This is a genomic window from Pseudomonas sp. CC11G, assembly GCF_056174845.1.
The window spans coordinates 149,239-162,653 of the sequence record NZ_JBWBZC010000011.1 but is presented as its reverse complement, the minus strand read 5'-3'; the positions used below and the strand labels follow the sequence as shown (position 1 = coordinate 162,653).

At 62.5% G+C, this 13,415-nt stretch carries 10 protein-coding genes and 2 pseudogenes; all 12 read right to left on the bottom strand.

Annotated features, from left to right (window positions below; translation table 11 throughout):
* Nucleotides 1–3: 3 nt before the first annotated feature.
* On the bottom strand, nt 4–951 hold the full coding sequence (locus tag AC0V2S_RS15345) for a D-alanine--D-alanine ligase (protein WP_475510480.1): 948 nt from the start codon (nt 949–951) through the stop codon (nt 4–6).
* The gene (gene murC, locus AC0V2S_RS15340; RefSeq protein WP_475510504.1) at nt 948–2,366 is read right to left on the bottom strand and encodes a UDP-N-acetylmuramate--L-alanine ligase; all 1,419 of its coding nucleotides are present in this window, start codon (nt 2,364–2,366) and stop codon (nt 948–950) included. Before murC ends, AC0V2S_RS15345 begins: the two co-directional genes overlap by 4 nt.
* A 28-nt stretch (nt 2,367–2,394) precedes the next feature.
* Nucleotides 2,395–3,464, bottom strand: a pseudogene (gene murG / locus AC0V2S_RS15335) (undecaprenyldiphospho-muramoylpentapeptide beta-N-acetylglucosaminyltransferase).
* The gene (ftsW, locus tag AC0V2S_RS15330) at nt 3,454–4,692 is read right to left on the bottom strand and encodes a putative lipid II flippase FtsW (protein ID WP_475510503.1); all 1,239 of its coding nucleotides are present in this window, start codon (nt 4,690–4,692) and stop codon (nt 3,454–3,456) included. Before ftsW ends, murG begins: the two are co-directional and overlap by 11 nt.
* Before the next feature lie 11 nt (nt 4,693–4,703).
* Nucleotides 4,704–6,053, bottom strand: a complete 1,350-nt coding sequence (murD, locus tag AC0V2S_RS15325) for a UDP-N-acetylmuramoyl-L-alanine--D-glutamate ligase (protein WP_475510479.1) — start codon at nt 6,051–6,053, stop codon at nt 4,704–4,706.
* 14 nt (nt 6,054–6,067) lie between these two features.
* Nucleotides 6,068–7,150: a phospho-N-acetylmuramoyl-pentapeptide-transferase gene (mraY, locus tag AC0V2S_RS15320; RefSeq protein ID WP_475510478.1), complete on the bottom strand. Its 1,083-nt coding sequence runs from the start codon at nt 7,148–7,150 to the stop codon at nt 6,068–6,070.
* Nucleotides 7,151–8,517: pseudogene (locus AC0V2S_RS15315) on the bottom strand (UDP-N-acetylmuramoyl-tripeptide--D-alanyl-D-alanine ligase).
* Nucleotides 8,510–9,973 (bottom strand): UDP-N-acetylmuramoyl-L-alanyl-D-glutamate--2,6-diaminopimelate ligase, encoded by a 1,464-nt coding sequence (locus tag AC0V2S_RS15310; RefSeq protein ID WP_475510477.1) that lies wholly within the window; start codon nt 9,971–9,973, stop codon nt 8,510–8,512. Before AC0V2S_RS15310 ends, AC0V2S_RS15315 begins: the two are co-directional and overlap by 8 nt.
* A complete protein-coding gene (locus tag AC0V2S_RS15305; protein ID WP_475510476.1) occupies nt 9,973–11,709 on the bottom strand; it encodes a peptidoglycan D,D-transpeptidase FtsI family protein in 1,737 nt (578 codons plus the stop codon). The genes AC0V2S_RS15310 and AC0V2S_RS15305 overlap by 1 nt, the downstream gene beginning before the upstream one ends.
* Nucleotides 11,706–11,999 carry a cell division protein FtsL gene (gene ftsL / locus AC0V2S_RS15300; RefSeq protein ID WP_475510475.1) on the bottom strand — a complete coding sequence of 98 codons (294 nt, stop codon included), beginning with the start codon at nt 11,997–11,999 and terminating at the stop codon, nt 11,706–11,708. Before ftsL ends, AC0V2S_RS15305 begins: the two co-directional genes overlap by 4 nt.
* Nucleotides 11,996–12,949, bottom strand: coding sequence for a 16S rRNA (cytosine(1402)-N(4))-methyltransferase RsmH (gene rsmH, locus AC0V2S_RS15295; RefSeq protein ID WP_475510474.1), 954 nt, complete (start codon nt 12,947–12,949; stop codon nt 11,996–11,998). Before rsmH ends, ftsL begins: the two co-directional genes overlap by 4 nt.
* On the bottom strand, nt 12,946–13,401 hold the full coding sequence (gene mraZ / locus AC0V2S_RS15290; RefSeq protein WP_475510473.1) for a division/cell wall cluster transcriptional repressor MraZ: 456 nt from the start codon (nt 13,399–13,401) through the stop codon (nt 12,946–12,948). Before mraZ ends, rsmH begins: the two co-directional genes overlap by 4 nt.
* Nucleotides 13,402–13,415 lie beyond the last annotated feature (14 nt).

The window sequence follows — 13,415 nt, the reverse complement described above, 5'->3', positions numbered from 1 at the left end:
GTCTTAACCTCGTGCCTCAACGCTGTCGGAAAGAATCGCCACGACCAGTTGCTGGAAATCCAGCCCTGCTGCGCGAGCGGCCATTGGCACCAGACTGTGGTCGGTCATACCGGGCACGGTATTGACTTCCAGCAGCCAGAATTTGCCGTCTTTGTCTTGCATCACGTCGGCACGCGCCCAGCCCTGAATACCAACGGCTTCACAGGCACGGGCGGTCAGGTCTTTGAGTTCCTGTTCCTTGGCGGCATCCAGGCCGCACGGGATGCGGTACTGGGTGTCATTGGCCAGGTACTTGGCGTCGTAGTCGTAGAAAGTGTGCGGGGTGCCCAGGCCAATCGGTGGCAGTACTTCGCCACGCAATACGGCAATGGTGAATTCCGGACCCGAGATCCATTGCTCCACCAACACTTGCGAGTCGTAGCCGCTGGCATCGCGCCAAGCGCTGATCAGCTCATCCACGCTGTTCACTTTGGCCATGCCGATACTGGAACCTTCATGGGCCGGTTTGACGATCAGCGGGAAACCCAGTTCCGTCGCAGCCGACCGGCAGTCATCGACACTGGCCAACACCGCGTGACGCGGGGTGGACAGGCCCAGGCTCTGCCAGACTTGTTTGGTGCGCAGTTTGTCCATGGCCAAGGCCGAGGCTAGTACGCGACTGCCGGTGTACGGAATGCCCACGCACTCCAGCAGGCCTTGCATGCTGCCGTCTTCGCCGCCGCGACCGTGCAACACGATAAAGGCGCGGTCGATCTTTTCGCTGACCAGACGCTGCAGGAAGTCATCGCCCACATCGATGCCAAACGCATCCACACCGGCGGCCTGCAAGGCTTCCAGCACGGCAGCGCCAGACTTCAGCGACACCGGACGCTCGGCGCTCTTGCCGCCGAACAGTACGGCAACACGACCAAAGGCTTCAGGGGCCAGATTGGCTTCTAACAGGCGACTCATTTCTTACTCCCACCGGCGACAACCGCGCCGGCAAACAACGGGCTCTGCAACAACTGCGGCGCCAGGCCACCGATATCCCCTGCGCCTTGGCACAGCAGAATGTCGCCAGCGCGCAGCAACGGTTTGACGATCGGCGCAAGCTCGGTGCCGCGCTCGATATAAATAGGATCCAGCTGACCGCGCTGACGAATGCTGTGGCACAGCTGACGGCTATCGGCGCCCGGAATCGGCTCCTCGCCCGCTGGGTACACTTCCATCAGCAACAGCACATTGGCGTCGGCCAATACCTGTACGAAGTCGTCGTACAGATCGCGGGTACGGCTGTAGCGGTGCGGTTGGTACACCATCACCAGGCGGCGCTCCGGCCAGCCACCGCGAACGGCCTTGATCACCGCTGCCACTTCGCGCGGGTGGTGACCGTAGTCGTCCACCAGCATCACGCTGCCACCTTCCACCGGCAGTTCGCCGTACACCTGGAAGCGCCGGCCCACGCCCTGGAACTGCGACAGGCCGTGCACGATGGCTTCATCGCTAAGACCTTCGTCTGTCGCGATGGCGATGGTCGCAAGGGAATTCAATACGTTGTGGTTGCCGGGCATATTCACCGACACATCCAACGGCTCGCGGCCAGCGCGCAGCACGGTGAAGTAGGTTTGCATGCCGTTCTGGCGCAGGTTGATGGCGCGCACATCGGCGTCTTCGCTCAGGCCGTAGGTCATGGTCGGACGTTTCACCTGGGGCAGAATTTCACGCACCACAGGGTCATCGATGCACACCACCGCCAAGCCGTAGAACGGCAGGTTGTGGAGAAACTCGACGAAGGTTTTCTTCAACTTGTTGAAGTCACCTTCGTAGGTGCTCATGTGGTCCATGTCGATATTGGTGACCACGGCCACCATCGGCTGCAGGTGCAGGAAGCTGGCGTCGCTTTCGTCCGCCTCAGCCACCAGATAACGGCTGGTGCCGAGTTGGGCGTTGGTGCCGGCGGCGTTCAGACGGCCACCGATCACGAAGGTCGGGTCCAGGCCAGCCGCGGCAAATACCGAAGCAATCAAACTGGTGGTGGTGGTTTTGCCGTGGGTACCGGCAACGGCGATGCCGTGGCGGTAGCGCATCAGTTCAGCGAGCATTTCAGCGCGAGGAACAATCGGGATGCGACGCTCCAGGGCGTTGGCCACTTCCGGGTTAGCGGTGTTGATGGCGCTGGACACGACCAGCACGTCCGCGTGCTGAGCGTTCTCGGCGCGGTGACCGATAAACACCTGGGCACCAAAATTCTGCAGGCGCTCGGTGACGGCCGAACCCTTGATGTCGGAACCGGATACGTCGTAACCCAGGTTCAACAACACCTCGGCAATACCGCACATACCGGCACCGCCGATGCCCACGAAGTGGATACGACGGATACGGCGCATTTCAGGTTGCGGAAACGCTTTCTGACTCTCAACCACGGGCCACCTCCAGACAGATGTCGACCACGGCACGGGTGGCGTCAGGCTTGGACAGGCGGCGAGCGGTGCTGGCCATGTAAATCAGACGTTCGGGATGCATCAAAACCTCGGTCAGGCGCTCGGCCAGTTCGGCGGCGCCAGTAGTCGCTTGTGGCAGCAGGAAGGCAGCTCCTTCACGCGCCAGATAATCGGCATTGCGGGTCTGGTGATCGTCGATAGCGTGCGGCAAAGGCACCAGCATCGACGGCAGACCGGCAGCAGCCAGTTCACTGATGGTCAGCGCGCCAGCGCGGCACACCACCAGGTCGGCCCAGGCATACGCACCGGCCATGTCTTTGATAAAGGGCGCAACGTGCGCTTGGACACCGGCGGCCTGATAACGGTCCGTGGTGACTTCATCGTGATTCTTGCCGGACTGGTGCACCACTTCCGGACGGATTTCCACCGCCACTTCGCGCAGTGCTTCAGGCAGCAATTTGTTCAGCGGCTCAGCCCCAGGCTGCCACCCAGAATCAACAAACGCGGACGACGGCCATTGAGCGTGTCGCGCGGGGTTTCCAGAAAAAGCTCTTCGCGCACCGGGTTGCCGGTGGTGCGGCGTTTGGGCGAGGCCTTGAAGGTATTGGGGAACGCCTCGCACACACGGCTGGCGAAACGCACCAGGCTGCGGTTAGCGGTACCGGCCACGGCATTCTGCTCGTGGATGATCAGCGGCACGCCGGCCATCTTCGCCGCCAGGCCGCCTGGGCCGGTCACATAACCGCCCATGCCCAACACGCACACGGGTTTCAGCTTGCGCACAATACGGCGCGCCTGGAACAGCGAGCGCAGCAGGCTGAACGGTGCTTTCAACAAATTCAGGAAGCCTTTGCCACGCAGGCCGGCGACGTTGATCAGGTGCAACTCAAGGCCGGCTTCCGGCACCAGCTGGTTTTCGATACCGCGCGGCGTGCCGAGCCAGTGCACGGTGTAACCGCGCGCCTGGAATTCGCGGGCACAAGCCAGCGCCGGGAAGACGTGGCCGCCGGTGCCGCCGGCCATGATCAGAACATTAGCGGCCATGGACCACCTCCTTGGACGCTTTGCTGGCTGGCGCATCTTCGGCGAAATCGCTCTCGACGAAGTCGACATCCTCGCTGCCCAGAATGGTGCGGCGCTCCCACTCGATGCGCAGCAGCAACCCCAGGCAGGCACAGCAGATCACCAACGAGCTGCCGCCGTAACTGAGGAACGGCAAGGTCAGACCCTTGGTGGGCAACAGGCCGACGTTCACGCCGATATTGATCAGGAATTGACCAATCCACAGGAACGCCAGGCCGTAGGCGACATATGCCGCGAAGAACTGTTTGGCTTTCTCGGCCCACAGGCCGATGTACAGGGCCCGCACGCTGACGAACACAAACAGCGCCACGGTGGCCAGCGAACCAAACAGGCCGAGTTCTTCGGCCAGTACGGAATACACGAAGTCGGTGTGCGCTTCCGGCAGGTAGAACTGCTTCTGGATGCTGTTGCCCAGGCCCACGCCCAACCATTGGCCGCGACCAAACGCGATGAGTGCCTGAGTGAGCTGGTAGCCCGAACCGAACTGGTCGGCCCACGGGTCGGTAAAGGTCACCAGACGCGCCATCCGATACGGTTGCGCCTGCACCAGCACAAACACCGCGGCAACGGCCAAGGCCACCATGAGCGAGAAGCGGAACAGGCCCACGCCGCCGAGGAACAACATGGCCGCTGCGGCACCCATAAGTACGACGGTAGCCCCGAAGTCCGGCTCCATCAGCAGCAGGCCGGCCATTGGCAGCAACACGATGAAGGGCTTGAAGAAGCCCATCCAGCTTTCGCGCACTTCTTCCTGACGGCGCACCAGATAGCCGGCCAGGTAGATAACGGCGAAGACTTTAGCGATTTCGGAGGGCTGCACGTTGAAGGCGCCGAAGCCGATCCAGCGCATCGAACCGTTCACTTCGCGGCCAATGCCCGGCACCAGTACCAGCACCAGCAAACCGAACGCCACCACCAGCAAGGTGCCGCCCATGCGCTGCCAAGTAGCCAGCGGAATTACCATCATCAAACCGGCGGCACCGAGGCCGATGCCCATATAAATAAGGTGACGGATCATGTGGTAGAACGGGTTGCCGGTCTGCACCGCCGCCACTTCTGTGGAAGCAGAGGTGATCATTACCAGACCCAAGCCCAGCAACGCGAAGCAACCGGCCAGCAGCGGGAAGTCGAGGTCGATGCCGCGGCGGCTGAACAGCGGCGACGGGTACGGGCGCAGAACGCTAAGCAGGCGGGCGAGCATCAGTTCAGCCCCCCTACCGCTTGGGCAAACAACCGCCCGCGCTCTTCGAAGTTCTTGAACATATCCAGGCTCGCGCAGGCCGGCGACAGCAACACGGCGTCGCCGCTCTGCGCCAGTTCAGCGGCCTTGGCCACCGACTCATCCAGGGTTTGCACGCGAATCAGCGGCACGCCGGTATCGGCCAGCACGTCGGCCAGCAGCGGGGCATCGCGGCCGAGCAGAATCACCGCACGGCAATGGGCCGCCACCGGGGCACGCAGGGCGGAAAAATCCGCGCCTTTGCCATCGCCGCCGGCGACCAGCAGCAGCTTGCCGTCGATATCCGCACCCAGGCCTTCGATGGCGGCCAGAGCGGCGCCAACGTTGGTGGCTTTGGAATCGTCGTAGTAGTTCACGCCATCGCGTTCACGCAGCCACTGGCAACGGTGCACCAGGCCGGTGAAGTCACGCAGTGCTTGCAGCATCGGTTCGAACGGCAGCCCCACAGCATGGCCCAGGGCTAAAGCCGCCAAGGCGTTGGCCTGGTTATGGGCGCCGCGAACTTTCAATTCACGGGCCGGCATCAGCGTGTCGAACTGGAAGGCCAGGTATTTTTCGCCCTGTTCTTCCAGCAGGCCGAAGCCTTTGAAGTCCGGTTTGTTCAGGCCGAAGGTCCAGCACGGGGTGTTCTCGCCAATCAGCGGACGGGACAAGCCGTCCTGACGATTCACCACCACCTGCCGCGCGCCACGGAAGATCCGGTGCTTGGCCAGGTGATACGCCGGCAGACCGCTGTAACGGTCCATATGGTCTTCGCTGATATTCAGCACGGTGGCCACTTCGGCGTTCAGCTGGTCGGTGGTTTCCAGTTGGAAACTCGACAGCTCGATCACGTACAGCTCAACGTCATCGCTGAGCAAATCCAGAGCCGGCGTGCCGAGGTTGCCGCCGACCGCCACACGCTTGCCGGCCGCCACAGCCATCTCGCCTACTAGGGTGGTGACGGTGCTTTTCGCGTTGGAGCCGGTAATGGCCACGATCGGCGCCTTGGCGTGACGGGCGAACAGTTCGATATCACCGAGCAGCTTCACGCCCCGTGCGGCAGCGGCCTGCAGCGCGGGGGTAGCCAGGGCCAGGCCCGGACTCACGTAAAGCTCATCGGCGCGGCACAGGAACTCGACGTCCAGTTCGCCACAACGCACTTCCACCTGCGGGTACTGGGCGCGAATCGCGGCCAGTTCCGGCGGGTTCTCGCGTGTGTCGGCCACGGCAAAGCGGATGCCCTGGCGCGCGAGGAAGCGCACCAGGGACATGCCGCTCTTGCCGAGGCCGACAACGATGCGGAAGTGGTCAGAAACGATCAGGCTCATTCGGGTCCTTGTCCTTAACGCAGTTTCAAAGTGGCGAGGCCGATCAACACCAGAATTACGGTGATGATCCAGAAGCGCACGATCACGCGCGGCTCCGGCCAGCCTTTCAATTCAAAGTGGTGATGGATCGGCGCCATACGGAACACGCGCTTGCCGGTGAGCTTGAACGACGCCACCTGAATCACCACGGAGAGGGTTTCCATCACGAACACACCGCCCATGATGAACAGCACGATTTCCTGCCGAACGATCACGGCGATGGTGCCCAGTGCGGCGCCGAGCGCCAGCGCACCGACGTCACCCATAAATACTTGTGCCGGGTAGGTGTTGAACCAGAGGAAACCCAGGCCTGCGCCGACCAGCGCCGAGCAGAACACGATCAGCTCACCGGCACCGGGTACGTAAGGAATCAACAGGTAGTCGGCGAATTTGATGTTGCCCGACAGGTAGCAAAAAATGCCCAGGGCGCCGCCGACCATAACCGTCGGCATGATCGCCAGGCCGTCGAGGCCGTCAGTCAGGTTGACCGCGTTGCTGGAGCCGACGATCACGAAGTAGGTCAGCACCACAAAGCCGACGCCCAGCGCGATGCTGGCGTCTTTGAATACCGGAATGATCAGGGTGGTTTCGACGGCGCTTGGCGCGGTCATAAACAGGAAGATCGCCGCGCCCAGACCAAACACCGATTGCCAGAAATACTTCCAACGGCTCGGCAGGCCTTTCGAGTTCTTTTCGATCACTTTGCGGTAGTCATCGACCCAGCCGATGCCGCCAAACAGCAAGGTGACCAGCAACACGACCCACACGTAGCGGTTGGTCAGGTCTGCCCACAGCAAGGTGCTGATGGCGATGGAGGACAGGATCAGCGCGCCGCCCATGGTCGGGGTGCCGGATTTGGAGAGGTGCGACTGCGGGCCGTCGTTGCGTACCGCTTGGCCAATCTGGCGAATCTGCAGAGTGCGAATCATCCAGGGGCCCAGGCACAGCGACAGCGACAAGGCAGTCAACACACCCAGAATCCCGCGCAGGGTCAGGTATTGAAAGACCGCGAAGCCCTTGTAGAACTGTTGCAGATACTCGGCCAACAGCAGCAGCATTTAATGACTCCCCAGGGCGGTGCACAAAGCCGCGACGACGTTTTCCATCGCCGCGCTGCGCGAGCCTTTAATTAGAATGGTGGTGTTGCCCGGCTCAGCACCGACGGCAGCGATCAGGCTGGCCTGATCGGCAAAGTGCTGGCCCTTGGCGCCGAACGCGGCAACGGCATGCGCCATATTCGGGCCGACGGCATAAAGAGCATCGATTTTTCCGGCGGCGTAGGCGCCGACATCGCGGTGGCCTTGTTCAGCCCACTCGCCCAATTCGCCGATGTCGCCCAGAACCAGAACGGTCCGGCCGGAGAAGGCGGCGAGTATATCAATGGCGGCGCACATCGAAGTCGGGTTGGCGTTGTAGGTATCGTCGATCACCCGCGCGCCATTGGTCGCCAACTGCGCTACGGCGCGGCCTTTGACCGGCTGCACGTTTTCCAGCCCGGCTTTGATACTGACCAACGGCACACCCAGGGCAAACGCCGCCGCTGCTGACGCCAAAGCATTGGCGACGTTGTGATTGCCGAGCAGATTGAGCTGCACCGGGGCAGAACCAAGCGTGCAGTTGAGGGTGAACGACGGGCAACCACGGGCATCGCGGCCCAGGTCGCTGGCGTAGAAATCGGCTTGATCGTTGGTCAGGGCAAAACTCAGCACCTTGCGCAGACCGGCGCGGACTTTCCAGATGCCAAATGCCTTGTCGTCCAGGTTGAGCACGGCGATACCGTTGGCAGCGAGGCCGTCGATGATTTCGCCTTTGGCCTGGACGATTTTGTCCGCGCCGCCGAACTCACCGATATGGGCGGTGCCGGCATTATTCAGAACTGCCACCTGGGGCTTGGCCAGGCTGACGGTGTAGGCGATCTCGCCAACGCGGTTGGCGCCCAGCTCGATCACGGCGCCTTGGTGTTCGGCGTCCAGCTCCAGCAGCGTCAGCGGCACGCCGAGGTCATTGTTCAGGTTGCCGCGGGTGGCCAGTACCGGGCCGTCGGTGCCGGCACGCAGGATGCTGGCAAGCATTTCCTTGACCGTGGTTTTGCCGCTGGAACCGGTAATGGCCGCCAGCGGGCCGGTGTAGGCCTGACGGTTCAGCGCAGCCAGTTGGCCCAGCGCCTGACGGGTATCGGCGACTACCAGCTGGGAATGCTGACACCCACGGTTTCGCGCTCAACCAGTGCGGCGACTGCGCCCTTCTGGGTGACTTCCTGCAAATAACTGTGGCCATCGAAGCGCGGGCCGGTCAGGGCAATAAACAGCTGGCCGGGCTTGATCGCGCGGCTGTCGGTGCTGACGGCACTGAAGGTCGCATCGGCGCCGACCAGGCAACCGTTCAATGCATTGACCACTTCGCTCAGGCGCAAGGCTTTAAACATGAGTGGCCTCCCACGCCGCCAGGGCGTTGGTGGCTTGATGCAGGTCGGAGAACGGCTGACGTTCGCCGTTGATTTCCTGATAGTCCTCATGGCCCTTGCCGGCCAGCACGATCACATCGGCGGCATCGGCAGTGGCGATCAGTTGGGCAATGGCTTGGCCACGGCCGTACACGAACTGGGCTTTTTCCGGCGCCTTCAGGCCTACACGGATATCGGCAAAGATCTGTTCTGGCGATTCGGTGCGCGGGTTGTCGTCGGTAACCATCACGCCATCGGCCAGACGCTCCACCACTTCGGCCATCAGCGGGCGCTTGCCGCGGTCACGGTCGCCGCCGCAGCCGAACAGGCACAGCAGTTTGCCGGTGGCATGGGGGCGCAGTGCGGTCAGGACTTTTTCCAGAGCATCCGGGGTGTGGGCGTAATCGACCACCACCAGCGGCTTGGCGCCGCCACCCAGACGCTGCATACGGCCTGCCGGGCCTTCGAGCTGCGGCAGCACTTTGAGAATTTCGTCCAGCGGGTAATCCAGGCCGAGCAAGGCGCCAACCACACCGAGCAGGTTGCTCAAGTTGAAGCGGCCGAGCAACGAGCTGCGCAGGCTTCCCTCGCCTTTCGGCGTAACCAGCTTGGCGCGCACGCCGTGGTCGTCGAACACCGCTTCGCTGCAATAGAGGTAGGCGTTGCGGTCTTCGAGGCTGTAGGTGATCAGGCGCGATTCGTGGGTTTCGGCGGCGAGTTGGCGACCGAATTCGTCGTCCAGGTTCAGCACGCGGCAACGCAGGGTCGGCCAGCGGAACAGCTTGGCCTTGGCTTCGCCGTAGGCCTGCATGGAACCGTGGTAATCGAGGTGGTCGCGCGACAGGTTGGTGAACACCGCCACATCGAATGCCAGCGCAGCAACGCGGCCTTGGTCCAGACCGTGGGACGACACTTCCATGGCCACGGCGCGAGCGCCGGCCTGTTTCAGATTGGCCAGCACCGCCTGCACACCGATCGGGTCTGGCGTGGTGTGGCGGCCCTGCTCCAGTTCATTGTGGAAACCGGTGCCGAGGGTACCGACGATGCCGCAGCGCTCGCCGAAGTGGTCCAGCGCCTGGGCAATCAATTGGCTGATGCTGGTTTTGCCGTTGGTGCCGGTGACGCCCACCAGATGCAGACCACGGCTCGGCTCGCCATAGAAGCGGCCGGCAATGGCCGACAACTGACCGGCGAGATTCTTCAGCGGCACCAGTTCGGCGCCCTGCGCTTCAATTTTTTGCGCGCCTTCGGCTTCATAAGCGACCGCGGCGGCGCCACGGGCAATGGCGTCAGCGATATGGACGCGGCCGTCCTGCTGACCGCCAGGCACGGCGAGGAACAGATCGCCTGGACGCACTTTGCGGCTGTCCAGGGTCAGCTCACGAATCAGCACGGAGCTTTCGGCTTGTGGCAGCAGTTGGTTCAGTGGCATCGGCATTAGCGCGCTAACCCCCGAGGAATGGTGACTGCCACGGCGGGCTGAACATCGGCCGGCGTCAAGTTGTCTGGGGCAATGTTCATCAGGCGCAGGGCGCCGGCCATGACTTTGCCGAATACGGGTGCGGAGATCAGGCCGCCGAAGTAGGCGCCGGTGCTCGGCTCATCCACCACCACAACCATGGCGATACGCGGGTTGCTGATCGGCGCAAAGCCGGCGAATAACGAGCGGTAGGCGTTGGCGGTGTAGCCCTTGGTGCCGACGGTGGCTTTACGCGCGGTACCCGATTTGCCGCCCACGTGGTAGGCCGGCACCTTGGCGCGGAACACCCCGGTCGGCGCTTCAACCACTTGCTGCAGCATGCCCTGAATGGTTTTGGCGGTGGCTTCAGGGATCACCTGCACGCCGTCCTGCGCGCGGCCATCGGCGCGGGTCAGAGTCATCGGAATGCTGCGACCGTTGTTGGCCAGCACTGCATAAGCGTGGGCCAGCTGAATGGCGGTAACCGACAGGCCGTAGCCGTAGGCCAGGGTCGCGGTTTCGGCTTTTGGCCAGATGCGGTGATTCGGCAGGTTGCCCACGCGCTCGCCCGGGAAGCCCAAACCGGTGTCCTGACCCAGACCGACCTGCTGCATAACGTTGTAAATCGGCTCGGCGCCGATATCGAAAGCGATCTTGCTGATGCCGACGTTACTGGACTTGATCAGGATGCCGGTCAAATCCAGCACGCCTTCATTCTTGGAAACGTCGCGAATGGTGTATTTGCCGATCTGCAAGGTGCCGGGGTAAACGTCGACGGTGTCGGTCGGTTTCCAGCGCCCGCTTTCCAGCGCCGCGCTCATGGAGAACGGTTTGACCGTGGAACCCGGCTCGAACACATCGATCATGGCGCGGTTGCGCATCATCGCCGGCTGCAGGTTCCGGCGGTTGTTGGGGTTGTAGGTCGGCTGGTTGACCATGGCCAGCACTTCGCCGGTCTTCACGTCGAGCATCACCAGACTGGCACCCTTGGCGCCAAACTCGGTGACCACGTTGCGCAGCTCGCGGTGGGCCAGGTATTGCAGACGCAGGTCGATGGACAGCGCCAGCGCCTTGCCGGCCTTGGCGTTGCGGGTGACTTGCACGTCTTTGATCAGGCGACCGCGACGGTCTTTCAACACTTCGCGCTTGCCCGGTACGCCGGACAGCCACTGATCAAACGCCAATTCCACGCCCTCGCGGCCGTGATCGTCGATATCGGTAAAGCCCACCACGTGCGCAGTCACTTCGCCGGCCGGGTAGAAACGACGAAACTCCTCGATGGAGTAGACGCCTGGCACTTTGAGGTCGAGCACTGATTGGCCCTGTTCCGGGGTCAGCCCCCGCACCAGGTACATAAATTCGCGCCCGGCATTTTCCTCCAGCCTGGCGGCGAAGGCTTTGGGCTCCTGGCCCAATGCGGCAGCCAATGCTGGCCAGCGGTCTTTGCCGGCTTGCAGTTCTTTGCCGTTGGCCCACAGGGTGGTGACCGGCGTACTGACGGCCAGAGGCTCGCCGTTACGGTCGGTGATAAGGCCGCGGTGTGCAGGAATAGGCACGTGACGCACGCTACGGGCATCGCCCTGGCCTTGCAGGAAGGCGTGGTCGAGCACTTGCAGGTCAATGATGCGCCAGCAGATGGCAGCCACCATGGCGCCGAGCAGACCGAGCACTACACGGAAGCGCCATGGGTAGAGAGCGCCCTCGAGCTTCATCATGGCGCCACCATCCGCACTTCGGCTGGCTCTGGAATGCGCATTTTCAGCTGTTCGCTGGCCAGAGTCTCGATGCGACTGTGGGCGGTCCAGGTGCTTTGTTCAAGAATCAGGCGGCCCCACTCGGCTTGCGCTTTGTCGCGCACGCTGAGTTCGCCATACAGGGAGTTGAGCAGTTGGCGGTTCCAGTGGGCGCAGTAGGCCACGGCAATGGCCGACACCAGAACGCCGACGAACAGAATCAGCAGCAGCGTGCTGCCGGTCGGCAACGGCTTGGCAAACGCGCGGCTCAACGCAACTTCTCCGCGACACGCATGACAGCACTGCGCGAGCGAGGATTGGCCGATTGCTCGGCATCGGACGGGAACTGTGCCTTGCCGATGGTTTTGATAAACGGCTCGAAGCGCTCAACCCGTACTGGCAGGTTGCGCGGCAGTTTGTCGGCCTCGCCTTTTTCCAGGCGACGCATAAACAGTTTGACGATGCGGTCTTCCAGCGAGTGGAAGCTGATCACCACCAGACGGCCACCGATTTCCAGGGCGTCCATGGCGGCTTGCAGGCCTCGTTCCAGATCGGCCAGCTCGTTGTTCACGTGAATACGCAAACCCTGGAATGCGCGGGTCGCCGGGTTCTTGCCCTTTTCCCAGGCAGGGTTGGCGACTTTCAATACTTCAGCCAGATCGGCCGTACGCTCGAATGGCGTTACTTCGCGGCGCTGTACCACGGCGCGAGCCATGCGCTTGGCGAAACGTTCTTCGCCGTATTCTTTAAAGACGCGGGCAATTTCTTCTTCTGGCGCGGTGGCGATGAACTGCGCGGCGCTGACGCCACGGTTTGGATCCATGCGCATATCCAGCGGGCCGTCGTTCATAAAGCTGAAGCCGCGCGCGGCGTCGTCCAGCTGCGGCGACGAAACGCCGAGGTCTAGCAAAATGCCGGACACCTTGCCGCTGTCGCCGCGCTCAGCCACCGCTTCGCCGAGCTCGGCAAAACTGCGCTGCACAACGACAAAGCGGCCGTCTTCGGCCGCCAGCGCTTCTCCGGTCGCAATCGCCAGAGGGTCTTTGTCGAAACCGAGGAGCCGCCCGTCTGGGCCCAGCTGTTGGAGAATCAGCCGGCTATGCCCGCCACGGCCGAACGTGCCATCCAGATAGCAGCCATCCGGACGCACGGCGAGAGCCTCTACGGCTTCATCGAGCAATACGGTGATGTGGCGAAAGCCACTGCTATTGGTAGTTGTCACAGGATGAGGTCACGCAATTCGTCCGGCAGACCGCCCGGCTGTTTAATGGCTGCCAGGTCCGCATCAGCAAGCGCGTTCCAGGCGTTTTCGTCCCACAGTTGAAACTTGTTCAGTTGCCCGACCAGCATCGCGTGCTTGTCGAGCTTGGCGTACTCGCGCAAACGCGGCGGAATCAGGAAACGGCCAGCACCGTCCAGCTCGATATCCACCGCATTACCAATCAGCAAACGCTGCAGGCGACGGGTTTCTTCACGCAGGGACGGCAGCTCACGGAGCTTGGTTTCGATGATTTCCCACTCAGGCAGCGGGTAAACACAGAGGCAGGGGTCAATGGCGTCGATTGTTACGATGAGCTGGCCAGCCGAACGCGACACGATCTCGTCCCGATACCGACTTGGCATCGCGAGGCGCCCTTTGGCGTCGAGATTGATTGCGTTAGCTCCACGAAACACGACTGCGCTTCCCC